A 25,143-nucleotide genomic window follows, 5' to 3' on the forward strand; every position below is an offset into this window, starting at 1 on the left:
GACCTGGCGGTGCTGAAGCGCGTGATCGTGATGAACGTCGACGAGCATGGCTATGCGGTGCTGAATGCGACCGATCCGATCGTGGCCGCCATGGCGGCCAAGTGCAAGGGCAAGGTGATCTTCTTCGGTGCGGACCGCTATCACCCTGTGGTGGCGACGCACCTGGCGCAGGGCAAGCGCACCGTGTACATCGAGAACGGCCAACTGGTGGCGGTGGAAGGCAAGAACGAGCAGCGCATTCCGCTGGCGGACGTGCCGATCACCTTCAACGGCACCATCGGCTTCCAGGTGGAGAACACCATGGCGGCGGTGGCGGCGGCGTGGGCTGCGGGCATCGACTGGGATTCGATCCGTCGTGGCCTGCTGACCTTTACTACCGACAGCCACAACGCGCCAGGCCGCTTCAACATCTTCAAGTACCGCGGTGCGACCGTGATTGCGGACTATGGCCACAATCCGGATGCGATGCTGGCACTGGTGCAGGCTGTCGATGCAATGCCGGCCAAGCGCCGGTCGGTGGTGATCTCGGGCGCCGGCGATCGCCGTGACCAGGATATCCGTGAGCAGACCGAGATCCTCGGCAAAGCCTTTGATGATGTGATCTTGTACCAGGATGCTTGCCAGCGCGGGCCGATCTGACGGTGAAGTGGTCGGCTTGCTGCGCCAGGGCCTGGAAGGCGCTACGCGCACCAGCCGGATCGACACCATCACTGGTGAGTTCATTGCGATTGATACCGCGATGGAGCGCTTGCAGGATGGGGATCTGTGCCTGATTCTGGTGGATCAGGTGGAGGAGTCGCTGCGGCATATTGCTGAGCGGATTGCGGCGGGCTGAAACCGGTAAGGCGGTGTCTGACCCAAGGGTCAGACACCCAACGGTATTACGGCCGCGGTTCGGGTTGTGCGCCTTTGATCTTCGCAGAAAGTCAAAGGCGCACAACCCAGCCCGCGGCCGCAGCACAGACGGTGTCTGACCCTTGGGTCAGACACCGGTTTACCGGTCTTCAGGCAACCAAAACAGCCTTCGGCGCCACCAGCCGCGCCGTCTCGCCCTCAACAAACTGCGCCGCAAACACCCGCTTCTCAGCCGCCACTTCCCCGTCCGCTTCGATCAGGCCGCAAATCAAATCCGCAGTCGCCACCGCCATCTTGTGCAATGGCTGCTTCAGCGTAGTGAGCTCATAGCTCAGCCAATGCGAGCCTTCCACCGCATCGCAACCCACGACCGACATCTGCGACGGCACGTCGATATGCAAATGCTGGCGCGCCGCGTCAACGCAGCCCATGGCCATCGCATCGTTGCCGCAGATTACCGTGTCCGGCACCGCGCCAATGCGCGCAATCAGTTCATGCAGCCCCGCCACGCCACTGGAATAGTCGAAGCAGCCGTGGAACACCGGCGCTTCCGGCAGTCCCAGTTCCGCGATCCGGTCCAGCGCTCCCCGCAAGCGTTCGCGCGCCACGGAATTCTGGGCTGGCCCGCCGATCAGGGCAAACTGGCGATGCCCTGCAGCGGCCAGGCGGGTCACCAGGGCGCGGCTGGCGTCATACTGGTCGCACAGCACGGTATTGACGTCCAGGTCGCGCAAGTGGCGGTTGAACACCACCAGAGGCACCTTCCTGCGCTTGAATTCCCCCACATGGGCTTCGTTCAGTTTGGACGCAGCCACCACGCCATCCACCTGGAACTGCCAGATTTCGGTCAGGATGTTCTCGATCTCGCCTTCATGATGCATGGTGAAGAGCAGGGCGCGCTTGCCGCGGCGATTCAGCTGCTGGCTAAGCTCCGACAACGCCGCCGGGTTATACAGCATGCTGGTGTGCGACACCACGATCGCAACGATATTGGTGCGGCGCGTAATCAGGCTGCGCGCCGCGGCGTTCGGGATGTACTCGAGTCCCTCGGCCGCCTTCATCACCCGCGCGTAGGTCGCTTTCGACACGCTGGCGCCCGGCTTGAAGCAGCGCGAAACCGCCGATTGCGATACGCCCGCCACCAGCGCCACATCATAGGAGGTGACGCGGCGTCCCTCCAGGAGGATGATGGCCTTTTGTTCGGCAAGGCTGATGGCAGTTTGTGGCTTGGATTGGCGCATGAATGCGGAGGTTGCGGCTGGTGGGCTTGCGATTTTGAAAATAATCTCCAATCTTACCACATGGCAATAGTTTCCCGGCGTTTACGCGACCCCGGCAGGGCTGCGGTGTGGCGCACAAGCCGCGCCGCGCTCTGTTAAAATATCGCCCCTTTTGGTTTCGGATGATTAAGATGGCTCAGGCTTGCGGCATAGACTTTGGCACTTCCAACTCCACCGTAGGATGGGTGCGCCCCCGGCCAGCCCATCATGCTGGAACTCGAAGATGGCAAAATGACTCTGCCGTCGGTGGTTTTCTTCAATGCGGAAGACGAGGAAACCAGCTACGGCCGCGCGGCCCTTGCCGAATACCTGGCCGGCTGCGAAGGGCGCCTGATGCGCTCCCTGAAAAGCCTGCTGGGCACCAGCCTGATTGACGGGCAGACCGAGGTTGGCGGCCGCGCGCTGCCTTTCCGCCTGTTGCTGTCGCAGTTCATCGGGGAAGTGAAGCGCCGCGCCGAAAGCGCTGCCGGCCGCCATTTCGACCACGTGGTGCTGGGGCGCCCCGGTCCATTTCATCGATGACGACAAGACTGCCGACCAACTGGCTGAAGACACCCTGGGGGAAATCGCGCGCAGCGTCGGTTTCCGCGAAGTGGCCTTCCAGTACGAGCCGATCGCGGCAGCATTCGAATACGAATCCCAGATCGACCGCGAAGAGCTGGTGCTGATTGCCGACATCGGCGGCGGTACTTCGGACTTTACCCTGGTGCGCCTGGGTCCCGAGCGCGTGGCGCGCACCGAGCGCGCGGACGACATCCTTGCGACTGGCGGTGTGCATATTGGCGGTACCGACTTCGATAAGTACCTCAGCCTGTCGAGCGTGATGCCGTTGCTGGGCTATGGCAGCCAGTTCCACAGCGGCGCCGAGGTGCCGTCCAGCTATTACTTCAACCTGGCCACCTGGCACACCATCAACTTGGCGTACACCCGCAAGATGCAGGCGCAGTTGACCGAAATGATCCGCGATGCACGCGAGCCGGCCAAACTGGAACGCCTGCAGCACCTGATTGAAGAGCGCGCGGGACACTGGCTGGCGTTGAAGGTGGGAAGAGGCCAAAATCGGACTTTCCAGCGACGACAAGGTGCAGCTCAACCTCGAGCGCTTTACGCCGCCAGTACTGCTGGACGTGACGCGCGGCAGTTTCGACAGTGCGGTGGACCAGCTGGTTTCCAGCGTCGGCGCCACTGTGACGCAACTGCTGGCCGATGCCGGTGTCCAGCCAGGGCAGGTCGATACTATCTTCTTCACCGGCGGCTCCAGCGGCGTGCGCGTGCTGCGCGAGCGGATTGCAGCGATGGTGCCGGACGCCCGCCGCGTCGAGGGCGACCTGTTCGGCAGCATTGGCGCCGGCCTGGCACGTGATGCATTGCGCAAGTTCGCATAATCTGCTTACAATAGCTGTCGTGAAAAAAGCCAATCGCCATTTCCTGCACGTTTTACTCGCGCTGCTGCTGGTACTGTCCCAGCAGCTCGGGATGGCGCACGCGGTTTCGCACTGGTCGGACTTCCGGCACAGCAGTGAACCGCAGCAGCTCACCGATGTCGATGGCAATGGCCTGAGCGCGGGCCTGGCGCTGGACCACAACTGCAGCCAATGCGCAGCCTTTGCTTCGCTGGCGACGGCGATCCACTCGCCAAGCTTCACCTTCCCGTCCGTCGACTACAGCGCGCCGCAAGCCGGCGTCGCCTTGCAGCACCTTCACGGCGCACGCGCCGCACGCGCTTACGATTCGCGCGCTCCTCCCCTGGCTTGACACAAACAAGGTAGTGCATTTGCTGCCGCCGTGGCTCGCGCCGCGGGCTGGCTATTGTTTGTCGTATCCAGAGGTTAACTATGAATTTCAAGTACTCCCTGCTGGCGGGCGCTGTCCTGTCGGCCGTATCCGCCATTGCCTATGCCGATGATGGCGAAGTGACCAAGGTCGTTGTGACCGCCAATCCTTTCCACAAAGGCGAAACCGAACAGATCCTGCTGCCGGCGAAAGTGCTGTCCGGCGAAGAACTGCGCGACAAGATGGCGAACTCGCTGGGCGAAACGCTGTCGTCCGAGCTGGGCGTGTCTTCTTCGGCCTTCGGCGCCGGCGCTTCACGGCCAATCATCCGTGGCCTGGAAGGTGCGCGGGTGAAGATGCTGGAAAACGGCATGGCGGTGTCCGACGTATCCGGCTTGTCCAACGACCACGCGGTGTCCGCTGAAGGCGCTGTGGCGCACCAGATCGAGATCCTGCGTGGACCGGCTTCGCTGATGTACGGTTCCGGCGCCATTGGCGGCCTGGTGAACGTGGTGAACGAGCGCATTCCGCCGGCGCTGGAACAGAAACTGACCGGCCAGGCCGAAGCGCGTTACAGCACGGTCGATGATGGCAAGGCGGCTTCCGGCACCATCGATGGCGCCATCGGCAAGGTCGCGCTGCACCTGGATGCAAACACCCGCCAAAGCGGCGACTACAAGATTCCGGGCAACCGTGTTGACGGCGATCCCGATTCGGCTTCCGGCCGCCTGCCGCACTCGGGCACCAAGGAAAAAGGTGCCGGCTTCGGCGGTTCCTACATCGATAGCTGGGGCTATGTCGGCGCATCCGTTTCGGGCCTGGATAACAAGTACGGCATTCCGAGTGCGGAAGGGTCGACGATTGACCAGCACCAGACCCGCTACGACATCGACAGCCTGTTCAAGAATCCGCTGCCAGGCATCGAGTCGGCCAAGTTCAAGGCTGGCTACACCGATTACCATCACGCCGAACTGGGCGACGACGGCCAGCCGGAAGTGCTGTTCAAGAACCGTGCGGTGGAAACCCGCGCCGAAGCGGTGCACAAGGGCATCGGCGGCTGGCACGGTACTTTCGGCATGCAGACCGAATTGACGCACTTCTCGGCGCTGAGCGCGGAAGGTGGGCCGGACACGGTTCCAGTCACGCGTTCGAATTCCACCGCAGGCTTCCTGGTTGAAGAAAAAGAATGGGGCCCGGTGCGCGTCAACGCCGGCTTGCGCCTGGAACGCGTCAAGCGCGAACCGGTGAGTGGCCTGGACCGTTCGTTCTCGCTGCAAAGCGGCGCGCTTGGCGCGCTGTGGTCGTTCACGCCGGGCTACGCGACGGGCCTGACCCTGTCGCGCGCCCAGCGTGCTCCTTCGACCGAGGAGCTGTATTCCGGCGGTCCGCACGACGCGACCATCACCTTCGACCAAGGCGACCCGAACCTGCGCAAGGAAACCTCGCGCAATATCGAGTTCTCGCTGCAGAAGACCGCGGGCCTGGTGCGCTGGAAAGCCAACTTGTTCCATAACAGCATTTCCGACTTCATTTTCGGTCACGTTACCGGCCGCTCGCTTGACGAAGAGGGCAATGAAGGCGGCGAATTCCGCGAACGCCTGTTCAGCCAGGGCGATGCCACCGTGCGCGGCGCCGAGGCGGAGATCGAGTACAACCCGTTGGCCATGGGCCTGAACGGCCGCCTGTTTGCCGATACCTCGCATGGCGACCTGAAAAACAGCGGCAGCCTGCCGCTGCAGCCGGCATCGCGCGTCGGCGCCACCATCGGCTACCGCAGCGCCAACTGGCGCGCCGGCGCCACCTGGATCCACGCGCAGTCGCAGGACCGCCTGGCGGCGTTCGAATCCACGCCAACCGGTTCCTACAACCAGCTGAACGCCAACCTGTCGTACACGCAGAAGCTGAAGGACTTGGACCTGACCTGGTTCGTGCTGGCGAAGAACCTGCTGAATGAAGAAATCCGCGTCTCGACCTCGCTGCTGAAGGACGTTTCGCCTTTGCCCGGCCGCAGTTTGGTATTTGGTGTGCGCGCCAAGTTCTGAGTTTGCGCAAAATCAAACGTAGCACGGAGTCGCTTCTTATACTTTAGATAACAATCGAGGGTATGGGAGGCGGCGATGGGCAAACGTCTGGCAGACCGGGAGCGCATCTTCCGGTGGTTTCTTGGCTCCGCCCAGCGGGGCAATCCTTACGCACAGTTCAACCTGGCGCTTCTTTACAAAAACGGGCAAGGCGTCGAAACCGACGTGCGCCTGGCATTCAGCTGGATGCGCATGTCGGCGCTACAGGGGCTGGCCTTCGCCCAGAACCAGCTCGGCGCGATGTACTACAAGGGCGTTGGCACCGGCAACAGCGATGCCGAAGCGCTGTACTGGTTCCGGCGCGCTGCGCGCCAGGGCGATCCCGCCGCACAGCAAAACCTCGGGCAGATGTACCGGCGCGGGCGCGGGGTTGCGGCCGACGAGGAGATGGCCGCGCGCTGGTTCAGCCGCGCGGCGGAACAAGGTGTCTCCAGTGCCCAGGCTTTGCTGGGCGAGGCCTATCTGAATGGACGTGGCGTGCCGCCTGACTGCAAGCTGGCGCAAGCCTGGCTGCGCAAGGCCGCGGTGCGCGGCGAGATTCATGCGCAATGCCTGCTGGGCAGCATGTTCGCCCACGGTACAGGCGTGGAGCGCGACGCGGTACAGGCGCTGATGTGGTACTGCCTGGCCGCGGAGGGCGGCTCGGCCCAGGCGCAGTTCAGCGTGGCGGTGCTGTATGCCAGCGGCGATGGCATACAGCGTGACCTGGTGAAAGCGGTGCGCTGGTATCGCAGCGCGGCTGAAAAAGGCGATGCGGCGGCGCAGAATAATCTGGGCGTGCTGTATGCAACAGGGCAGGGCGTAAGCCAGGATGAAGCCGAAGCGCTGCGCTGGTACAGGCGTGCGGCCGCCCAGGGGCACGCACTGGCGCGGCACAACCTGGCCGGTTTGGGTGGCGGCGCAGCGAATGCGGCGCTGCCTGACGAAGTGGCGCATGGCGAGATTGACTTCGACGAGGCGTGGCGCCTGCGCTCCCACGTGCCGGAGGCACGCAACAGCCCGCGCTGAAGCGGCCTAGCGCTGCGCGGTCAACGGGCGATCGGGACTGGCGGCCAGCATCACCGTGGTGTTCAGTCGTTCCAGTCCGGCTTGGGCGTCGACATTTTCGATGCGCATGCTGTAGCTGCCACGCGCCAGCGCAATGTTGCCAAGGCTGCGCGAACGCTGGTTGGCCCATTTGCTGGCGACGCACAAGGTATTCACGGTGCGCGAATGCACCAGCAAATTGTCCGGTTTGCGCCGTACTTCCACCTTGAAGGCCATCGGGCGCCCATAACTGGCGCGCTCCTGTTTCGCGACCTTGGCGAGGTCGGTGCCTTGGTCGCAGTCTTCCACGCGGCGGTCGCCGATGATCGATATTTCCTGCTTGCTCAGCGAGTCGCCGGCAGGATTGCTCATTTCAAGCATCAGCGTATAGCTCAGATCAACCGGCACTTCAAGGTCGGCACTGGCGACAGTGCCGGCTTCGCCGAGCTTTACCTGAACGTCTTTCACGAGCGGAGGGAATTCACACAGTGCGACAGTCGCCATCGCCAAGCCGACAATGGGTTTCTGGCACAGGTTGTAGATGAATGGGCTCATGAATTCAATATAGACTATGCCCCTTGCGTTTGCATCCTGCGGTCGAGGAAAAGGCTGTTGCCGTGTATCTTTTTAGCCTGCTTCTTGGCATCGGCCGCGCTGGCGGCGATCTGGTGGTGCGAATAATACTGGCGCGGTTCGACGCGGATCACGCCCACCGATAGGCTCATCAGCGAGTAGAACACTTTCTTGCCCTGGCGGTCTTCGCTGATATAGCCGCCGCGTTCGCGGTCCTCGTTGCTGTAAAACTCCGAAATGGCGCTGGCGAAATCCTCGAGCACCGCCTGGCAGCGCTGTTCCCAGTCTTCGCTCTGGAACAGGATCACGAAGTCGTCGCCGCCGATGTGGCCGACGAAATCGCGATGGCGGTCGGCGCGCTTGGCCAGGATATGGCCGGTGAGCTGGATCACGTCGTCGCCGCGGCGGTAGCCATAGACATCGTTGAAGGGCTTGAAGTGATCGAGGTCGACATAGCAGACCCAGAAGCGCGTGGCGCTCTCCAGCAAGCGGTCGATATGCTCGTTGATCGGCACATTGCCCGGCAACTGTGTCAGCGGGTTGGCGTAGCGCGCCGCGTTGATCTGCATCTGGGTGATCTCGCGCATCAGGTCGTGGCCGGTGCCCATGCCGATATAGCTGCCGCCTTCGGTGATGATGAAACCGTTGAACAGGTGATGCGCGTCCGATTCGGCCATGCGGCAGGACAGGTCTTGCAGGCTGGTGTCGACGTCGGCAATGATCGGTTTGGCATCCATGAAAAGTGTGCATGGTTTCTTGCCGTATAACTCGCGCTGGTAAGGGCGCGCGAAGTGGTCGATCATTTCGAAGCGCGACACCAGGCCAAGCGGGCTGCCCGCGTCGACCACAGGAATGATCATCAGCTTGGGTTCGGCCATGAAGATTTCATAGACGTCGTTGTTGTTCATGGACGGCGGCACGGCGGCCACGTCGTGCAACAGCTTGCGGATGGACACGGCATTTCTCTCGGCAGCGCGTTGCGGGTAGACCGCCACACCATTGCGGCCCAGCACCTTGACTACTTCCGCCGGCAGGACCCGTGCCGGCTGGAGGTGGGGACGGCCCAAATGGTATCCCTGGCCGTATGCAATGCCAAGGTCGCGCAGCACCAGCAGCTCGGCCGCTTTCTCGATGCCTTCTGCGATGACCAGGGTATTGGACTTGTCGGCGATTTCCTGGATCGAGCGCACGAACTGCAGCTTGACCGGGTCGTGCTCGATGCCCTGGATGAAATGCATGTCGATCTTGACGAATTCCGGGCGCAGCTCGGACCACAGGCGCAGGCTGGAAAAACCTTCGCCCAGGTCGTCGATCGCGATCTGGAATCCCATGTTCCGGTAATGCAGGACGGCCTCGCGCATGCGCTGGTAGTCGTAGGTCGGCTGGTTCTCGGTCAGCTCGATGATGACGTTGGCCGGGTTGAGGCCGAATTCGTGAATGTAGCCGAGGGTTTCGCCCTGGCTGCCATCGGGTTGGCGCACCAGCGATTCCGGACTGACGTTCAGGAATAGCTTGCCCGGGAGCTGCAGTTCGGCGAAGCGCTCAAGGACGATGTGCCGGCACAGGTATTCCACTTCACGCGACAGGTTGTTGGCGCGCGCCGCACGGAACAGGTTGAGCGGCGAGTGCAGCGGACTGTCCGCGGGGCCGCGAATCAGTCCTTCGTAAGCGATGATCTCGCCGCTTTGCATGTGGACGATGGGCTGGAACAGGGCGTGCAGCTGGCGGCGCTGGATGATGTCCAGCAGGTGCTGGCCCAACAGCGTATCCGGCGGCGGGCGCAGGTAGCTTACGTTGTTCGGGAGGGCGGCGGTTGGAGGGCTCACGATGGCGGGCGCAAAAATGGCAACGTGATGATTCTGTGTCGCAATTGTGACAGCATGATGAACGCCGGAAACACTTTTTGGCGTTACAATAAGCCTTCCACGTGCTTGATTGAGAACGATGCCGCGCCAGTCCTTGATCCGTCCCGCTGCCCTGGCAGTCTTTTGTTTTTCCGGTGCCGCCGCTGCGGCCAGCGGGATTACCGTGCACATTGCCGACGCCAATGGAAAGCCGGTTGCCGATGCCGTGGTCTACCTGGAGGCGGATGGCGGGCAGTCGCTGCCGAAGCCGCAGAAGGCGGGTGAAATCAGCCAGAAGGGCCTGAAATTCAATCCGCTGGTGACCGTGATCCAGGCCGGCAGCAAGATCTACTTCCCGAACAACGACAAGGTGCGGCACCATATCTACTCGTTTTCAGCGCCGCACAAGTTCGACCAGAAACTCTACTCCGGCACCACCGCCGATCCGCAGACTTTCGACAAGCCGGGCACGGTGGTCCTCGGCTGCAATATCCACGACAAGATGATCGCCTATGTACGCATTGTCGACACGCCGTATTTCGGCAAGACCGATGCCGGCGGCGACGTGGCTGTGGATGCTCCCGCCGGCAAATACGTGCTGAAGGCATGGCACCCCGACATCGTTGGCGGCAATGCGCAGGAGCAGGCGGTACGCCTGAGCGACGGCACGGCGAACGCCAGCTTCAAGTTCGCGTTGAAGCCACCATCAACCGATCCGGACGCGCCAGCCTACTGATACCATGCGATTCCGTAGCCTTGAAAGCCGTATCGTCACATTGTTCCTCGTGTTGCTGATCGTGGTGCAGCTTGTGGGACTGGTCGTGATCCAGCGCGGCATCGACAGCAATGCCCGCTCTGCGATCGCCTCGGAGCTGGTCAACGGCAGCAAGGTGTTTGCGCGCCTGATGGACCAGAACGCGGAAAACCTGCGCAATGGCGCGCGATTGCTGTCGCGCGATACCGGTTTCCTGTCTGCGATCGGCAATACGGACGACGATGACCGCGCCACCATCGAGTCGGCGCTGGCCAACCATGGCCGCCGCATCAAGGCGGCCATGACGATGCTGGTGAGTCCGGAGCGCCAGGTGGTGGCATCGACCAGCGATGCGCAGGCTGCGGGCCTGGAGCACATGGTCATGGCCATGCTGGACAAGGCGGAACAGGGCGACGGCGCATATGGCGTCGCCATCGTGGAACGCCTGCCGTACCAGGTGGTTGTGGTGCCGGTCAAGGCGCCGGTAACCATCGGTTTTGTGGTGATGACGTTCCCGCTCGATGAGCGCCTGGCGCGGGACATGCAGGAAACCACGGCGCTGCAGACGCTGTTGCTGACGCGCGATTCGAACGGGCGCTGGCTGTCGGTGGCATCCAGCCTGGCGCCTGTTGCCGTGGGACGCATCATGGCGCAGCTCCAGGGTATGGGCGGCATGCCTGGCGAAGCCTTCGACGTCGACATCGGCGGCGACAAGCTCAGCGTACACATGACGAAAATCGGCGAGGATGATGGAAATGCCGCGGTGGCGATGCTGGGCCGCTCGATCGACGAGGCCACCGCCGAATATGCGCGCCTGGAACGTTGGCTGCTTGGCCTCACTGTGGCCGGCATGATCGTCTGCGTGATAGCCAGCGTATTGACGGCCAAGCGCATCGCACAGCCGCTGCGCCAATTGGCCGATACCGCGAAAAAACTGGAGCAGGGCGATTACAAGGTCGATATCGCGTCCTCCCGTGCCGATGAAATCGGCGAACTGGCGCATGCCTTGGGCAGCATGCGTGACGGTATCGCCAAGCGCGAACAGGAGATCCGGCGCCTGGCGTATTGGGACCCGCTGACTAACCTGCCGAACCGTGCGCAGTTCCTGCTGCTGTTGAACGACGCCATCGGCGAGGCGCGCAAGCGCGGCGGTTCGGTGTATGTGCTGATGATGGACCTGGACCGCTTCAAGCACGTGAACGACGTGATGGGGCACAGTTTTGGCGACGCCTTGCTGAAGCAGGTGGCGGGCCGGCTGTTGCAAAAACTGGCAAACCGTCGCTACCCGGCCCAGGTGGCGCGCCTGGGCGGCGACGAATTTGCCGTCCTGCTGCCCGGCTCGGACCTGGACCAGGCGGTGGTGGTGGCGGCCGAGATCCTGCAAGCGCTGGAATCACCGCTGTCGCTGGACGAGCAGATGGTCGACATCGGCGCCGGCATCGGCATCGCCGGCTTTCCCGATAACGGATTGGATGGCGAAGAGTTACTGGGCAAGTCGGAAATTGCCATGTACACCGCCAAGCAGCGTAACGAAGGCGCGGTGGTCTACGAGGACGCGATCGACAAGGGGAGCCAGCAAAGCCTTTCCTTGCTGACGGAACTGCGCCAGGCGGTGGAAAATAATGAGCTGCGCCTGTTCGTGCAGCCGAAATTGACGCTGGCTACCGGCCTGGTGGTGGGCATGGAAGCGTTGGTGCGCTGGCAGCATCCAGTGCGCGGCAATGTCTTCCCTGACCAGTTCATTCCGTTCGCCGAGCAGACTGGCTTTATCCGCGTGATTACCCACTGGGTGCTTGAGCGTTCGGCCGAGTTGTGCCATGAGCTGGCGCAGCGCGGCATCCACCTGAAAGTTTCGGTCAACCTCTCCACGCGCGATTTGCTGGACCAGGAGCTGCCGTTCAAGTTCGGCGAGATCTTCATGCGCCACCATGTTTCGCCGGGCGCCTTCTGCCTGGAGATTACGGAAAGCGCAATCATGGAGGATCCGGTGCGGGCCCAGCAAACGCTGGAACGCCTGCACAGCATGGGATGCGATCTTTCAATTGACGACTTCGGGACAGGCTATTCCTCGCTGGCCTACCTGAAACGCCTGCCGGTCGACGAGTTGAAAATTGATAAATCGTTTGTGCTGAACATGGCGAACGACGTGGGCGACGCCAAGATCGTGCGCTCCACCATCGACCTTGGCCACAATATGGGCCTGCGCGTGGTGGCGGAAGGCATCGAGAGCGAGGCGGCCTGGAACATTCTGGCGGAAATGGGATGCGACCAGGGCCAGGGCTACCATATGAGCCGTCCGATCCCGGCCAATGAACTGGCAGGCTGGATCGAGAACTGGAAAGCTTCCGTATTGGCCGAATAAACACCGGCGCTGAAGGCTTCGGAGAGTTACTTATTTGTTAAAGTTCAAGTTATGATCGTTGCCGCATCATAACTACTCTACGGAAGACCAATGCCATTCAAGCGCGCCACCCTTGCACTTTCCCTGATTGCCGCCTTCTCCGCTCAAGCCCTGGCCCAGTCCCAGGCCTGCCCGGCGGGTACCCCTGCAGTGAGCTATCCAACCACCAAGAAGGTCGAGCAGCAGGACAACTACCACGGCACCATGGTCGCCGATCCATACCGCTGGCTGGAAGATGCCAACAGCGACGAGACCAAGGCCTGGGTGGTGGAACAGAACAAGGTAACGCAAGGCTGGCTGGCCCAGATTCCCGAGCGCGAGGCAATCAAGACGCGCCTGACCAAGCTGTGGAACTATGAGCGTTATGGCGTGCCCTCGAAGAAGGGTGGCCGCTACTTCTACAGCCGCAATGACGGCCTGCAGAACCAGGCGGTCCTGTACACCGCCAAAACCCTGTCCGAAGCGCCGCGCGTGCTGCTCGACCCGAACACCCTGGCCACTGACGGCACCGTCGCGCTGGCTGGTACCGCCGTGAGCCCGAACGGCAAGTTCCTGGCCTATAGCACCGCCGCATCCGGCTCCGACTGGAACGAAATCAAGGTGCGAGACATCGCGACCGGCAAGGACATGGCCGACCATATCAAGTGGGTCAAGTTTTCCAACACCGCCTGGGCCGCCGACGGTTCCGGCTTTTACTACAGCCGCTACGACGAGCCGACCGAAGAAAGCAAGCTGGCTGGCGTAAACTATTTCCAGAAAGTGTATTTCCACAAACTGGGCACCGGGCAAAGCGCAGATGTGCTGGTCTACCACCGTCCGGACCAGAAAGAGTGGGGTTTTGGCGCAGAGGTGACCGACGACGGCCGCTACCTGGTGATCAACGGCTCGCATGGCACTGAAGCCAAAAACCGCGTCTTCATCAAGGACCTGAAAGCCAAGGACGCGCAAGTGGTCGGCCTGCTGGAAGCGTTCGATGCTTCCTACAACCTGATCGACAATGAAGGCCCGCTGTTCTACTTCATGACCGATAAGAATGCCCCGCGTTCGCGCGTTATCGCCATCGATATCCGCAAGCCGGGCATCGAGAATTGGAAGGAAATCGTTCCGGAAACCCAGCAAACCCTGACCGGAGCCAGCATCGTCAACAAGCAACTGGTGCTGAACTACCTGAGTGACGCCCACAGTGCCGTCAAGGTGCTCGACCTGAAAGGCAAGCCGGTGCGCGATATCGCGCTGCCAGGACTGGGCACCGCCTCCGGCTTCGGCGGCAAGTCGACCGATACCGAGACCTTCTACGCCTACACCAGCTTCACCACCCCGACCACGATCTATCGCCTGGACCTGAAGAGCGGAAAATCGAGCATCTATCGTCAGCCAAAGGTCGACTTCGACCCGAGCGCGTTTGATACGCGCCAGGAATTCTTCACCAGCAAGGACGGCACCAAGGTACCAATGTTCATCGTGTCGAAGAAAGGCATGAAGCTGGATGGCAGCAACCCGACCTACCTGTACGGCTATGGCGGCTTCAATATCTCGCTGACTCCAAGCTTCTCCGTGTCCAACCTGGCGTGGGTTGAAATGGGCGGCGTGTACGTTGTAGCCAACCTGCGCGGTGGCGGCGAGTACGGCGAGGCATGGCACCAGGCAGGCACCAAGCTGCAAAAGCAAAACGTATTCGACGACTTCATCGGCGCGGCCGAATGGCTGGTGTCGAACAAGGTAACTTCGCCGGCCAAGCTGTCGATCGGTGGCGGCTCGAACGGCGGCCTGCTGGTTGGCGCTGCAATGACCCAGCGTCCGGACCTGTTTGGCGCAGCGGTGCCTGCAGTCGGTGTGATGGATATGCTGCGCTTCCAGAAGTTCACCATCGGCTGGGCATGGGCCTCGGACTACGGTTCGTCCGACAACGCGGATGAATTCAAGGCTTTGGTCAAGTACTCGCCGTTGCATAACCTGAAGCAAGGCGGCTGCTATCCGGCCACCATGGTCATGACGGCCGACCACGACGACCGCGTGGTACCTGCCCACAGTTTCAAGTTCGCCGCTGCAGCTCAAGCGGCACAAGCAGGTGCCGCGCCGATCCTGATCCGCATCGACTCCAAAGCAGGTCATGGCGCCGGCAAACCGACCGCCAAGCAGATCGAGGAAGTGGCTGACCGTTGGGGCTTCCTGAGCCGCGCCCTGGATATGCATCCAGCCGCATCGGCCACCATCACCGGCGGACAGTAAGCCATGCGCGCGCTTCTGCTGCTGTGGACAGTCTTGCTTGCGCCAGCCACGGCGGCGGAAGCGCCGGAAATTTTCACCGAGCAGACCCAGTCGCTCGCCGCGCAGCCTGGTTTCATCGAGGTCTGGCGCGACGCGGCGAAGGGCAGGGTGCTGCTCTCCGTGCGCGAACTCGACCAGCCATTCCTGCTGGTCTCATCGCTGCCCTATGCGCTCGGTTCAAACGATGTAGGCTTGGACCGCGCGCAGCCTGGCAGTCCGAAGCTGGTACGCTTCCAGAAGTTTGGTAACCGGCTGTTCCTGGTGCAGGAGAACACGCGCTTCGTGGCGCGTTCGGCGGATGCGGACGAGCGCAATGCGGTGGCTGAATCCTTCGCCGGGGCAGTTCTATGGTCTGGCGACATTCTCGCCAGCGACGGAGCGCGCCACCTGGTTGATTTCTCGAGCTTCCTGCTGGCCGACCAGCACGGCGTAGCGCAGCGGCTGGATGAAACCAAGCAGGGCGCATATCGTGTGGATGAAAAGCGCAGCGCCGTATTGCCGACCGAAGCCAAGGCCTTCCCGGACAATATCGAGCTGGAGTCTTTGCTGACCTTTGCCGGTCCTGGCAGCGGCGAATACGTCAAGCAGGTAGCGGCCGATCCGGCCAGCCTGTCGATGCGCCAGCATATTTCGATGGTGCGGCTGCCGGACAATGGCTACCAGCCGCGCCGCTATCACCCATTCTCCGGTGGCTTTGACACCGGTTACTTCGACTTCGCCACGCCACTTGCAAAGAGCCTTGACGTGCGCTGGCAGGTGCGCCACCGCCTGGAAAAAGGCGGCAAACCAATCGTCTATTACCTTGATCGCGGCGCCCCGGAGCCGGTGCGCTCCGCATTGCTGGAAGGCGCGCGCTGGTGGGCCAGCGCCTTTGAAAAGGCTGGTTTCAAAGATGGCTTCCGCGTCGAACTGATGCCGGAAGGGGCCGACCCGGCAGATGTGCGCTACAACGTGATCACCTGGGTACACCGCGCCACGCGTGGCTGGTCGTATGGCAATGCGATCACCGATCCACGCACTGGCCAGATCATTCGCGGCGCCGTGACGCTCGGCTCACAGCGCGTGCGGCAGGACATCCTAATTGCAGAAGCCTTGCTGGCACCATATGGAAAATCCGTTCCCGCCGAGCGCCGTAAGCTTGCCGAACAAATGGCGCTGGCACGCCTGCGGCAGCTGGCAGCCCACGAGGTAGGTCACACCCTCGGCTTCGCCCACAACTTTGCGGCCAGCCGCCAAGGCAACGGCTCGGTGATGGATTACCCGCATCCGGTCCTGAAGCTCGGCGCAGATGGTGCAATCGACCTGCAAGATGCCTATGGCGTTGGTGTCGGTGCGTGGGACGATTACGTCGTAAAGCATATTTACGGCGATTTTGGCGGGGGCGAAGCCGAATCGACCGCACTGGCCGGGCTGCGCAGCGATGCGCGTGCCGCCGGCCTGCAATATGTGTCTGACGAGGATGCGCGTGCACCTGGGGCGTCACATCCGAATGGACTGCTGTGGGACTTTGGCCCTGACACCTTGAAGACCTGGGATCAGTTGGGCGCCATCCGCCGCCGCGCCCTGGACAACTTCTCCTTTGACGTTCTGCCCGATGAACGCCAGGCCGGCGAACTGGAGGCACGCTTGGTGCCGGTATATCTGCTGCAGCGCTACCAGGGGGAAGCCGTAGCTCGGCTGCTGGCTGGCGGTGAATATGAATCCGCCACCGGTGCCGACATCCGCGCCGGGCGCGCCGCCGCGGGAATCAAGATCACCCCCGCCGCCACGCAACGGGCGGCGCTCACACGCCTGGCCGATACGCTGCGCGCCGAGTACCTCGCTTTGCCGGCAGGTGTGCTCGACCTGTTGGCGCCGCCATCGACTGGTTTCGAGCGCAATAAAGAATACTTCGGCACCCGCATGACTGCCGTCTTCGACGCGCTATCCGCCGCTGAATCGGGCGCTGCGCAAACTGCGAGCTTCCTGTTCGACGCCGGCAGGCTGAATCGCCTGTACTGGCAGCACGCGCGCGACGCCGCAATGCCGGGCGCCGACGAAGTGGTTGAAGCCGCACTGGCCCGGGGCTGGAAGCGCGGCCCGGTTCCCGCCAATGTGACAGGTGGCGAGGCGGTCCAGCTTGCAGCCAACTGGGTTGTGCTCGACGCACTGCTTCAAGTACTGGACGGCGGCAAGCTGCACGCCAACGTCGACGCCGGCCTGCGCCAACAACTGCGCGTCTTCTGCGGCTGGTTGAAAGCGAACCCCGGCAAAGGAACTACCGCTTCCAGCCGCGCCCAGGCAGCCGATCACGTGTTGCGCTTCCTGGCCGACCCGCGCAGCGTCAAGCTGCGTACACTGCCCGCAATCCCTCCGGGTGCTCCAATTTAGAGAAATGATGATGCGCTTGATTCATATTTTTGCACTGCTTGCATTCTATGGACCGTTGGCCCAAGCGGAGGAGTCTATGCCAACGCATTGCAGGACAGGCGAAATTGCGCTCCTTGACGCCTGGATGGGGCCCATCGACGATGCGGAGCAGGGCGATGAACGTTATCCTGCCAGCGGCAAATTGCTTTCCTTGTGCGCCGAGGGGCAAGGGGAGTCAACTACGAAGCTGGCCTTCCGCTATGGTCAGCTGAAGCGCCCGGAGATCGAAGCAATCGCAACTCCTCACTCAAAGTTTCGGATCTACAGCGGGTCAACCACGCCTCACACTGGAGAAGAGGTCGTTTCCTTCAACAAGGGGTCGTTGACCTACTACGTTGTAGTCGCAACAGGGCAAGGCCATGGCGCCTCGTTGTTCATTTTTAAAGGCAATAGGAAAATCAGATCGATGCACTCCGCTTTTGAAGAAGGTGTCGCCTATCAGCGGGGAGCTGCAGCGTACGATTTCTTCGATCGGCGCAATCGGATACCTGTCGCTGTATGGGCGAAGCCTCAGCATAGATTCGGTTGGTACTAACGCGGGAGCGAGAAGGAAGTACCGTGCTAACATTTGCAGAAATTTTAATTGAATGTAACTTTGGGTATGGACGGATTTCGGATCACCACGGAAGTAAGCGAGCTTGATACTGGGCTCGTTCATCGCTTCCTCTCGCTGCAAAGTAGTTGGGCCAAGGGCATTTCGTTCGACCTGGTTGAACGATCGATGGCTAATTCGCTCTGTTTTGGCGGCTTCGTGGGCAAAGATCAAATCGCTTTCGCACGAGTGATCTCCGATTACTCAACCTTCGCGAATCTGGTGGACGTCTTCGTCTTGCCTGAACATCGGGGAAAAGGCTATAGCAAAGCGTTGATGGCCGCAGTATTCGCGCATCCAGACCTTCAGGGGCTGCGTCGATTCACGCTGGCTACCGGTAATGCGCATGGACTGTACGAACAGTTCGGTTTTTCGGCACCGTTGTATCCACAGTCGCTCATGGAGCGCTATTTTCCGGGGATGTACGCTGTTAAGCCATAACGAGACTTGCGGCCGAAAGGCCGCCTGCCACGCTCCAGCATCAATATCATGATTCGACCTCCAATACGTTTTGATCCGCAGTTTCTTGCGTCGCCGGAAAAACTGTTCGACCATCTGCTAACGTCGATCGAATGGGACATGCGGATGAAAGCCCGGAAGACTGCGAGCTTTGGCGTCTCTTACGATTACTCGCAAATGTCGTACGAACCGGCACCAATGCCGAGCGTACTCGCTTCGGTTTCGGAGCGGATCGGACAGGTCCTCGGTTTCACGCCCAATAACTGCCTGCTCAACTACTACGAGGATGGCAGTTCCTCGATGGGCTTCCACTCCGACTCGAGCGAAGAACTCAGCGCAGGGACCGGCGTGGCAATTGTCTCGCTGGGAAGCGTAAGATCGCTTGTCTTCAGGAGCAAGGCCGACAAGGCGGTGGAGTTCGACTATCCTCTTCCGCCTGGCTCGTTGATCTATATGACCAAAGAGGTACAAGATCACTGGCTCCATGCCATTCCGAGAATGGAGAATACGGGCCCACGTATCAGCCTGACCTTCAGGTCTATCGTCAAACAGGAGCAATGTGATGACTAAACGCCTCGCATCATGCAGCTGTGGCCAACTTTCTGCCGAAGTGATCGGCGAACCTGTGCGAATCTCGATCTGTCATTGCCTGGCTTGCCAGCGCAGGACAGGCAGCGTATTCGGTGAGCAGGCCAGATTTCCGCGTGAGAACGTGACTGTGTCCGGCGTCTCGACAGAGTACGAACGGGTTGGAGATGAAGGGGGCAAGGTAAAATTTCATTTCTGCCTAGCTTGCGGTTCAACGGTATATTACGGTCTCGAGAGCGTTGACGGTTTCGTGGGCATTCCGGTCGGAGCTTTTGCAGATCCAGGCTTCCCCACGCCCCGGGTGTCCGTGTACGAAGAACGGATGCACAGTTGGGTAGTCCCGCCGGCAGATGCGGAACGTATCCCGTAGCTGCAGACGCGCGTGCGTTTAGCGGTGGATCACCACCAGCAGCGCTTTGGCTTCCGTTTTTCCTGGATTGCGGATGGCGTGGTGCAGGTCGGCGGAGTAGCGCGCTGTACCGCCTAACTTGATCTTCTTCTTATTGGACCCGACTTCCAGCTCCATCGATCCGTGCAGGATCGTCAGGTGCTCGGTCGTGCCTGGATCGTGCGGCTGGGAGACCAGTTCGCCGCCTGGCGACAGCGTCAGCTCATACCATTCGTATTTACCCGCCAGCTCCATCGGTCCCAAGATCCGCAGTACGTAACCGGCGTGGGCGCCGGGCAGGGTAGGCGTTTCGTGCGCATCCACCAACTTTATCGCTTCGACATCCTTCTCGACGTCGGACAGCAGCTCGCCGATCTGCACGCCCAGTGCATTGGCCAGGCGCCAGGTAATGGCGATGGTCGGATTGGCTTTTTCGCGCTCAATCTGGGATAGCATTGACTTGGAAACGCCTGCAATACGGGACAGGTCTTCCAGGGTCAGCCCGCGCGCCAGGCGCAGTCGTTGCAGTGCGGCGCCGACTTCGGGCGGGGCGTTGGTGGAAATGTTCGGCTTCACGCTTGCAGAGTTCAATATAGTAAAGTACGATCCCGTATATCGAATTTACGTTCAATATAGTGAATTCGCGTCGAAATAGTGAAATAAGAGTAAACTTTACATCAGAGGACGACCATGAGCCAAGCGACGAATGCGTTTTACACCGGCCTGCAACAAAACCTGGAAAAGCTGCGCAGTGACGGCCTGTACAAACCTGAGCGCGTAATCGCTTCCCGCCAGGGCAGCGAAGTGCAGTCGGAAGATGGCCGTACCCTGATCAATATGTGCGCCAACAATTACCTGGGCCTGTCGGGCCAGGAGTGGGTGGCGCAGGCCTCCATCGAAGCGACCGAGAAGTACGGCTATGGCCTGTCGTCGGTGCGCTTCATCTGCGGCACGCAGACCGTGCACAAGCAGCTGGAAAAGGCCATCTCGGAATTTCTGGGCACTGAAGACACCATCCTGTACGCGGCGGCATTCGACGCCAACGGCGGCGTATTCGAGCCGTTGTTCGACGAAAACGACGCGATCATCTCCGATGCTCTGAACCACGCATCGATCATCGACGGCATCCGCCTGTGCAAGGCCGCGCGCTTCCGCTACGCCCACAACGACATGGCCGACCTGGAAAAGCAACTGCAGGCAGCTGCGGACAAGCGCCATAAAGTCATCGTCACCGACGGCGTATTCTCGATGGACGGCACCATCGCCCAGCTGGACAAAGTCGTTGAACTGGCCGAAAAATACGGTGCCCTGGTCATGATCGACGAGTGCCACGCTTCCGGCTTCATGGGCAAGACCGGCCGCGGCACCCACGAGCACCATAATGTGCTGGGCAAGATCGACATCATCACCGGTACTCTGGGCAAGGCCCTGGGCGGCGCGATGGGCGGCTTTACTTCCGGCCGCAAGGAAGTGATCGACACCCTGCGCCAGAAATCGCGTCCTTACCTGTTCTCGAACACCCTGGCTCCAGCCATCGCCGGCGCCTCGCTGGAAGTGTTGAAGCGCCTGTCTGCTTCGACCGAATTGCGCGACCGTCTGCACGAAAACACCGCCTACTTCCGCAAGGAGATCGAGCGTATCGGCTTCACCATCAAGCCAGGTACCCATCCGGTCGTGCCGGTGATGCTGTTCGAAGCACCGGTGGCACAGAAATTCGCGGCACGCATGTATGAACTGGGCGTGCTGCTGTCCGGCTTCTTCTATCCAGTGGTGCCGATGGGGCAGGCACGCGTGCGCGTGCAGCTGTCCGCCGCACACACCCGCGAGCAACTTGACAAGGTCCTCGCAGCATTCGAACAAGCCGGCAATGAGCTGGGCATCATCAAGAACTAATCAGGAAAACAGGTAAGAATCATGGAACGTATTCTCGTCATCGGCGCCAACGGCCAAATCGGTAGTGAACTGGTTGAAGCGCTGGCCAAACAGCACGGCCAACAAAACGTCATCGCAACCGACATCAGCCCGGTCAATAAGTACAACGCAGCGCGCTACCAGGTGCTGAACGTGATGGACAAGGCCGCGCTGCAAGCATTGGTCGCCGATGAAGGCATCACCCAGGTGTACCAGCTGGCCGCGATGCTGTCCGCCACCGGCGAAGCGGCGCCGCTGAAGGCGTGGGACCTGAACATGGACGGCCTGCTGAACATCCTGGAAGTGGCGCGTGAGCGCGGCGAGCAGGGCAAGCCGCTGCGTATTTTCTGGCCATCGTCGATCGCGGCTTTCGGCCCGAACACGCCGGCCGAGAATACTCCGCAATACACCGTGATGGACCCGACCACGATTTACGGCATTTCCAAGCTGGCCGGCGAACGACTGTGCGAATATTACTTCCTGAAGTACGGCGTGGACGTGCGTTCGATCCGCTACCCAGGCATCATCAGCTTCAAATCGCCGCCAGGCGGCGGTACCACCGACTACGCAATTGCGATCTTCCACTCCGCGCTGCGTGGCGAACGTTACGATTGCTTCCTCGGCCCGAAGACCACGCTGCCGATGATCTACATGCCTGACGCGATTCGCGCAACCATTGAATTGATGGACGCACCCGCTTCACAAATCAAGATTCGTTCGTCGTACAATGTCGCCGGCGTTTCCTTCAACCCGGAAGAACTGGCCGCAGCGATTACCCGCGCACTGCCTGACTTCAAGATCGCCTACACGCCGGACAGCCGCCAGGCTATCGCGGACAGCTGGCCGCGCAGCCTGGATGATTCCAAGGCAAGCGCGGACTGGAACTGGAAAGCGAAGATCGGCGTGGAAGAGATGGTGAAGGACATGCTGGCGAATATCGACGTGAGCCTCAGTGAGGCCGCATAACTAGAGAGAGACAAGCAACAATGGACATGAGTGTTTTCGACTTATTCAAGATTGGCATTGGCCCATCGAGCTCGCATACGGTGGGACCAATGGTGGCGGCGCGCCGCTTCCTGGTCGAAAACGGTCCATTGGAAGATGTCACCTCGGTGACGGCCGAGCTCTACGGCTCACTGGCCTTGACCGGTATCGGCCACGGCACCGACAAGGCCGTGCTGCTTGGCCTGATGGGTGAAACGCCGCAAGGGGTCGATCCTGATGCGGTGGACGATATGCTGGCAGCGGCCGACGTTGACGGCGAGTTACGCCTGCTGGGCGAGAAGAGCATTGCATTCACCCGCAAGCAGCACCTGTTCTTCCATATGTCGGAGAACCTGCCGGAGCATCCGAACGGCATGCGCTTCACGCTGACGCGCGCCGACGGCAGCACCGCTTCCAGGATTTACTACTCTGTCGGCGGCGGTTTCATTCGCGCCGAAGGCGAAGAGGCGGCCACCGATGGCAAGCCTGCCGTTCGCCTGCCGTACCCGTTCAACACCATGGCGGAGCTGCTGGGACATGGCGTCAGCAGCGGCAAGACCATTCCACAGATGCTGCGTGCAAATGAGCTGACCCGCATCAGCGAGTCTGAGCTCAATGAGGGCATGGACCGCATCTGGCACGTCATGCGCGACTGCATCCAGCATGGCCTGGAAACCTCCGGCCAACTGCCGGGCGGCCTGAATGTGAAGCGCCGCGCGGCCGATCTTTGGCGCCAGGCGCAAGGCGGCGATCGCGCCAACCAGCTGCCGCACGATGCGCTGAACGGCGTGAGTTTGTACGCGATGGCGGTCAATGAAGAGAACGCAGCAGGCGGACGTGTTGTAACGGCGCCTACAAATGGCGCTGCCGGCATTATTCCAGCTGTGCTGAAATACTATGCGGAAGACTGCAAACCGGTCGACCCGATTGCCGGCGTGCGCGCGTTTATGCTGACCGCTGCGGCGATTGGCATGCTCTGTAAGCGCAATGCGTCGATCTCCGGTGCCGAAGTCGGGTGCCAGGGCGAGGTTGGCGTGGCGTGTGCGATGGCGGCGGCAGGCCTGGTCGCAGCGCTGGGCGGCAGCAACGCGCAGATTGAGAATGCGGCGGAGATCGGGATTGAGCATCACCTGGGCATGACCTGCGATCCAATCGGCGGGCTGGTGCAGATTCCTTGCATCGAGCGCAATGGGATGGGGGCGGTGAAGGCGATTACCGCTGCATCGCTGGCCCTGAAGGGAGACGGTACCCACTTTGTCACGCTGGATAATGTGATCGAGACCATGCGCCAGACCGGCGCTGACATGCAGGCGAAGTACAAAGAGACTTCGCTGGGCGGCTTGGCTATCCACGTCGTGTCGGTGAATCACGCTGCTTGCTGACGCTAGAAAATTCCGAAATTTAGCTAAATTCACAAAGAAAGACTGGTGGCACTATAATAAGTGTCCGTTTTCACCTGCCACCGGACTTTCTACTCTATGCAATACGTGTCTACCCGGGCCGACGCGTCGGCTGCATCCCACTCCCTCCAGCAATTTTCCGACATCCTCCTGGGTGGTCTGGCGCCAGACGGCGGCCTGTACCTGCCGGTCGAGTATCCGCAAGTCAGCGGCGAAGAGCTGAACAAGTGGCGTCATCTGTCCTACGCTGACCTGGCGGTGGAAATACTGAAGAAGTTTGCCGGCGACATTCCAGAAGCCGACTTGCGCGCCCTGGCCAAGAAGACCTACACCGCCGATGTCTACCGCAATGTGCGCGAAGGCGAGAACGCCGCCGACATCACCCCGCTGCGCGTGCTGGAAGAAACCGACGGCAAGAAGCTGGTGCTGCAATCCTTGTCGAACGGCCCAACGCTGGCTTTCAAGGACATGGCGATGCAGTTGCTGGGCAACCTGTTCGAATATGCCCTGGCCAAGAAGGACGCGCAACTGAACATCTTCGGCGCCACCTCCGGCGATACCGGCAGCGCCGCTGAATATGCAATGCGCGGCAAACAAGGCATCAAGGTTTTCATGCTGTCGCCGCACAAGAAGATGAGCGCCTTCCAGACCGCCCAGATGTTCAGCCTGCAGGACCCGAACATCTTCAATATCGCCGTCGAAGGCGTGTTCGACGACTGCCAGGACATGGTCAAGGCGGTGTCGAACGACCTGGAATTCAAAGCCCGCCACAAGATTGGCACCGTGAACTCGATCAACTGGGCGCGCGTGGTGGCGCAGGTGGTGTACTACTTCCGCGGCTACGTGGCGGCGACCAGGGACAATGAGCAGAAGGTGTCCTTCACCGTCCCGTCGGGCAATTTCGGCAATATCTGCGCCGGCCATATCGCCCGCCAGATGGGCCTGCCGATCGACAAGCTGGTGGTCGCCACCAACGAGAATGACGTGCTGGACGAATTCTTCCGCACCGGCATCTACCGTGTGCGCAAGTCGGCCGAAACCCACCACACCTCCAGCCCGTCGATGGACATCTCGAAAGCCTCGAACTTCGAGCGCTTCGTGTTCGACCTGGTGAAGGGCGACGGCAAACGCGTGCGCGAACTGTTCAAGAAAGTGGAAACCGAAGGCGGTTTTCGACCTGTCCGGGCGCGCCGGGCAGCGACGGTGATGAATTCAAGCTGGCGGCAGGCTTCGGCTTCAAATCGGGCAAGTCGACTCACGATGACCGTGTGCAGACCATTCGCGACGTGGCCGACGATTACGGCATCGTGATCGACACCCACACCGCGGACGGCATCAAGGTCGCCAAGGAACACATGGAAGCGGGCGTTCCGATGATCGTGCTGGAAACCGCGTTGGCCGCCAAGTTCAACGAAACCATCCTGGAAGCACTGGGCCAGGACGCCGAGCGCCCAGCCGGTTTCGAAAATATCGAAACGCTGCCGCAGCGTTTTGAAGTCATGCCGGCCGATGTGAGCAAGATGAAGGCTTACATCGCGGCCAATACAGGACTGTAAG

General features: G+C 61.1%; 18 protein-coding genes and 3 pseudogenes. 17 read left to right on the plus strand and 4 right to left on the minus strand.

The window, feature by feature from the left end; genetic code table 11:
* A pseudogene (locus ACQ4MM_RS14500) lies at positions 1-835 on the plus strand (glutamate ligase domain-containing protein); the annotation flags it as partial.
* Positions 836-1,004: 169 nt separating this feature from the next.
* Here the strand turns inward: ACQ4MM_RS14500 and ACQ4MM_RS14505 are convergent.
* A complete protein-coding gene (locus ACQ4MM_RS14505; protein WP_431478023.1) occupies positions 1,005-2,096 on the minus strand; it encodes a LacI family DNA-binding transcriptional regulator in 1,092 nt (363 codons plus the stop codon).
* Between the two features lie 170 nt (positions 2,097-2,266).
* Here ACQ4MM_RS14505 and ACQ4MM_RS14510 point away from each other — a divergent pair.
* From ACQ4MM_RS14510 to ACQ4MM_RS14525, 4 genes and pseudogenes are all read left to right on the plus strand, one after another.
* Positions 2,267-3,520 (plus strand): annotated as a pseudogene (locus tag ACQ4MM_RS14510) (Hsp70 family protein).
* 19 nt (positions 3,521-3,539) lie between these two features.
* Entirely contained in the window at positions 3,540-3,890 is a 351-nt protein-coding gene (locus ACQ4MM_RS14515) for a hypothetical protein (protein ID WP_431478024.1), read from the plus strand.
* Positions 3,891-3,970: 80 nt separating this feature from the next.
* Positions 3,971-5,950: a TonB-dependent receptor gene (locus ACQ4MM_RS14520; protein ID WP_431478025.1), complete on the plus strand. Its 1,980-nt coding sequence runs from the start codon at positions 3,971-3,973 to the stop codon at positions 5,948-5,950.
* A gap of 75 nt (positions 5,951-6,025) precedes the next feature.
* Positions 6,026-6,997 carry a tetratricopeptide repeat protein gene (locus ACQ4MM_RS14525; RefSeq protein WP_431478026.1) on the plus strand — a complete coding sequence of 324 codons (972 nt, stop codon included), beginning with the start codon at positions 6,026-6,028 and terminating at the stop codon, positions 6,995-6,997.
* A gap of 6 nt (positions 6,998-7,003) precedes the next feature.
* On the opposite strand, the gene ACQ4MM_RS14530 is transcribed toward ACQ4MM_RS14525, so the two are convergent.
* Together ACQ4MM_RS14530 and ACQ4MM_RS14535 are read right to left on the minus strand one after the other, a co-directional pair.
* Positions 7,004-7,570 (minus strand): hypothetical protein, encoded by a 567-nt coding sequence (locus tag ACQ4MM_RS14530; RefSeq protein WP_431478027.1) that lies wholly within the window; start codon positions 7,568-7,570, stop codon positions 7,004-7,006.
* Between the two features lie 14 nt (positions 7,571-7,584).
* Positions 7,585-9,414, minus strand: a complete 1,830-nt coding sequence (locus ACQ4MM_RS14535) for a GGDEF domain-containing protein (protein WP_431478028.1) — start codon at positions 9,412-9,414, stop codon at positions 7,585-7,587.
* A gap of 118 nt (positions 9,415-9,532) precedes the next feature.
* Between ACQ4MM_RS14535 and ACQ4MM_RS14540 the strand changes: the two genes are divergently transcribed.
* The 8 genes from ACQ4MM_RS14540 to ACQ4MM_RS14575 all read left to right on the plus strand — a co-directional run bounded on the left by ACQ4MM_RS14540 (position 9,533) and on the right by ACQ4MM_RS14575 (position 19,273).
* Positions 9,533-10,168, plus strand: a complete 636-nt coding sequence (locus ACQ4MM_RS14540; RefSeq protein ID WP_431478029.1) for a methylamine utilization protein — start codon at positions 9,533-9,535, stop codon at positions 10,166-10,168.
* A gap of 4 nt (positions 10,169-10,172) precedes the next feature.
* Complete coding sequence (locus ACQ4MM_RS14545; RefSeq protein ID WP_431478030.1) at positions 10,173-12,548, plus strand: EAL domain-containing protein; 2,376 nt, start codon at positions 10,173-10,175, stop codon at positions 12,546-12,548.
* 90 nt (positions 12,549-12,638) lie between these two features.
* Positions 12,639-14,816 (plus strand): prolyl oligopeptidase family serine peptidase, encoded by a 2,178-nt coding sequence (locus tag ACQ4MM_RS14550; RefSeq protein WP_431478031.1) that lies wholly within the window; start codon positions 12,639-12,641, stop codon positions 14,814-14,816.
* A 3-nt stretch (positions 14,817-14,819) separates the two neighbouring features.
* On the plus strand, positions 14,820-17,225 hold the full coding sequence (locus ACQ4MM_RS14555; protein ID WP_431478032.1) for a zinc-dependent metalloprotease: 2,406 nt from the start codon (positions 14,820-14,822) through the stop codon (positions 17,223-17,225).
* A 4-nt stretch (positions 17,226-17,229) separates the two neighbouring features.
* Positions 17,230-17,799 carry a hypothetical protein gene (locus ACQ4MM_RS14560; RefSeq protein WP_431478033.1) on the plus strand — a complete coding sequence of 190 codons (570 nt, stop codon included), beginning with the start codon at positions 17,230-17,232 and terminating at the stop codon, positions 17,797-17,799.
* Between the two features lie 48 nt (positions 17,800-17,847).
* Complete coding sequence (locus tag ACQ4MM_RS14565; protein ID WP_431478034.1) at positions 17,848-18,297, plus strand: GNAT family N-acetyltransferase; 450 nt, start codon at positions 17,848-17,850, stop codon at positions 18,295-18,297.
* Between the two features lie 48 nt (positions 18,298-18,345).
* Positions 18,346-18,885, plus strand: a complete 540-nt coding sequence (locus ACQ4MM_RS14570; RefSeq protein WP_431478035.1) for an alpha-ketoglutarate-dependent dioxygenase AlkB family protein — start codon at positions 18,346-18,348, stop codon at positions 18,883-18,885.
* Entirely contained in the window at positions 18,878-19,273 is a 396-nt protein-coding gene (locus ACQ4MM_RS14575) for a GFA family protein (RefSeq protein WP_431478036.1), read from the plus strand. The genes ACQ4MM_RS14570 and ACQ4MM_RS14575 overlap by 8 nt, the downstream gene beginning before the upstream one ends.
* 18 nt (positions 19,274-19,291) lie before the next feature.
* Here ACQ4MM_RS14575 and ACQ4MM_RS14580 read toward each other — a convergent pair whose 3' ends face one another.
* Complete coding sequence (locus ACQ4MM_RS14580) at positions 19,292-19,867, minus strand: helix-turn-helix domain-containing protein (protein ID WP_431478037.1); 576 nt, start codon at positions 19,865-19,867, stop codon at positions 19,292-19,294.
* Between the two features lie 114 nt (positions 19,868-19,981).
* Here ACQ4MM_RS14580 and kbl point away from each other — a divergent pair, with 114 nt between their 5' ends.
* The 4 genes and pseudogenes from kbl (at position 19,982) to thrC (ending at position 25,142) form a co-directional block, all read left to right on the plus strand.
* Entirely contained in the window at positions 19,982-21,184 is a 1,203-nt protein-coding gene (gene kbl / locus ACQ4MM_RS14585; protein WP_431478038.1) for a glycine C-acetyltransferase, read from the plus strand.
* 21 nt (positions 21,185-21,205) lie between these two features.
* Complete coding sequence (locus ACQ4MM_RS14590) at positions 21,206-22,168, plus strand: NAD-dependent epimerase/dehydratase family protein (RefSeq protein WP_431478039.1); 963 nt, start codon at positions 21,206-21,208, stop codon at positions 22,166-22,168.
* A 20-nt stretch (positions 22,169-22,188) separates the two neighbouring features.
* Complete coding sequence (locus ACQ4MM_RS14595; RefSeq protein ID WP_431478040.1) at positions 22,189-23,568, plus strand: L-serine ammonia-lyase; 1,380 nt, start codon at positions 22,189-22,191, stop codon at positions 23,566-23,568.
* Positions 23,569-23,664: 96 nt separating this feature from the next.
* Positions 23,665-25,142: pseudogene (gene thrC, locus ACQ4MM_RS14600) on the plus strand (threonine synthase).
* Position 25,143 lies beyond the last annotated feature (1 nt).

Source organism: Massilia eburnea, assembly GCF_050709955.1.
Taxonomy (GTDB): domain Bacteria; phylum Pseudomonadota; class Gammaproteobacteria; order Burkholderiales; family Burkholderiaceae_D; genus Rugamonas; species Rugamonas eburnea_A.

Excerpts from the sequence above, each read along its gene's own strand:
- ACQ4MM_RS14525 (WP_431478026.1), top strand. The coding sequence starts at position 6,026 with ATGGGCAAACGTCTGGCAGACCGGGAGCGCATCTTCCGGTGGTTTCTT.
- ACQ4MM_RS14540 (WP_431478029.1), top strand. The coding sequence starts at position 9,533 with ATGCCGCGCCAGTCCTTGATCCGTCCCGCTGCCCTGGCAGTCTTTTGT.
- ACQ4MM_RS14570 (WP_431478035.1), top strand. The coding sequence starts at position 18,346 with ATGATTCGACCTCCAATACGTTTTGATCCGCAGTTTCTTGCGTCGCCG.
- kbl (WP_431478038.1), top strand. The coding sequence starts at position 19,982 with ATGAGCCAAGCGACGAATGCGTTTTACACCGGCCTGCAACAAAACCTG.
- ACQ4MM_RS14530 (WP_431478027.1), bottom strand. The coding sequence starts at position 7,570 with ATGAGCCCATTCATCTACAACCTGTGCCAGAAACCCATTGTCGGCTTG.
- ACQ4MM_RS14595 (WP_431478040.1), top strand. The coding sequence starts at position 22,189 with ATGGACATGAGTGTTTTCGACTTATTCAAGATTGGCATTGGCCCATCG.
- ACQ4MM_RS14560 (WP_431478033.1), top strand. The coding sequence starts at position 17,230 with ATGATGATGCGCTTGATTCATATTTTTGCACTGCTTGCATTCTATGGA.
- ACQ4MM_RS14550 (WP_431478031.1), top strand. The coding sequence starts at position 12,639 with ATGCCATTCAAGCGCGCCACCCTTGCACTTTCCCTGATTGCCGCCTTC.
- ACQ4MM_RS14590 (WP_431478039.1), top strand. The coding sequence starts at position 21,206 with ATGGAACGTATTCTCGTCATCGGCGCCAACGGCCAAATCGGTAGTGAA.
- ACQ4MM_RS14520 (WP_431478025.1), top strand. The coding sequence starts at position 3,971 with ATGAATTTCAAGTACTCCCTGCTGGCGGGCGCTGTCCTGTCGGCCGTA.
- ACQ4MM_RS14545 (WP_431478030.1), top strand. The coding sequence starts at position 10,173 with ATGCGATTCCGTAGCCTTGAAAGCCGTATCGTCACATTGTTCCTCGTG.
- ACQ4MM_RS14575 (WP_431478036.1), top strand. The coding sequence starts at position 18,878 with ATGACTAAACGCCTCGCATCATGCAGCTGTGGCCAACTTTCTGCCGAA.
- ACQ4MM_RS14555 (WP_431478032.1), top strand. The coding sequence starts at position 14,820 with ATGCGCGCGCTTCTGCTGCTGTGGACAGTCTTGCTTGCGCCAGCCACG.
- ACQ4MM_RS14505 (WP_431478023.1), bottom strand. The coding sequence starts at position 2,096 with ATGCGCCAATCCAAGCCACAAACTGCCATCAGCCTTGCCGAACAAAAG.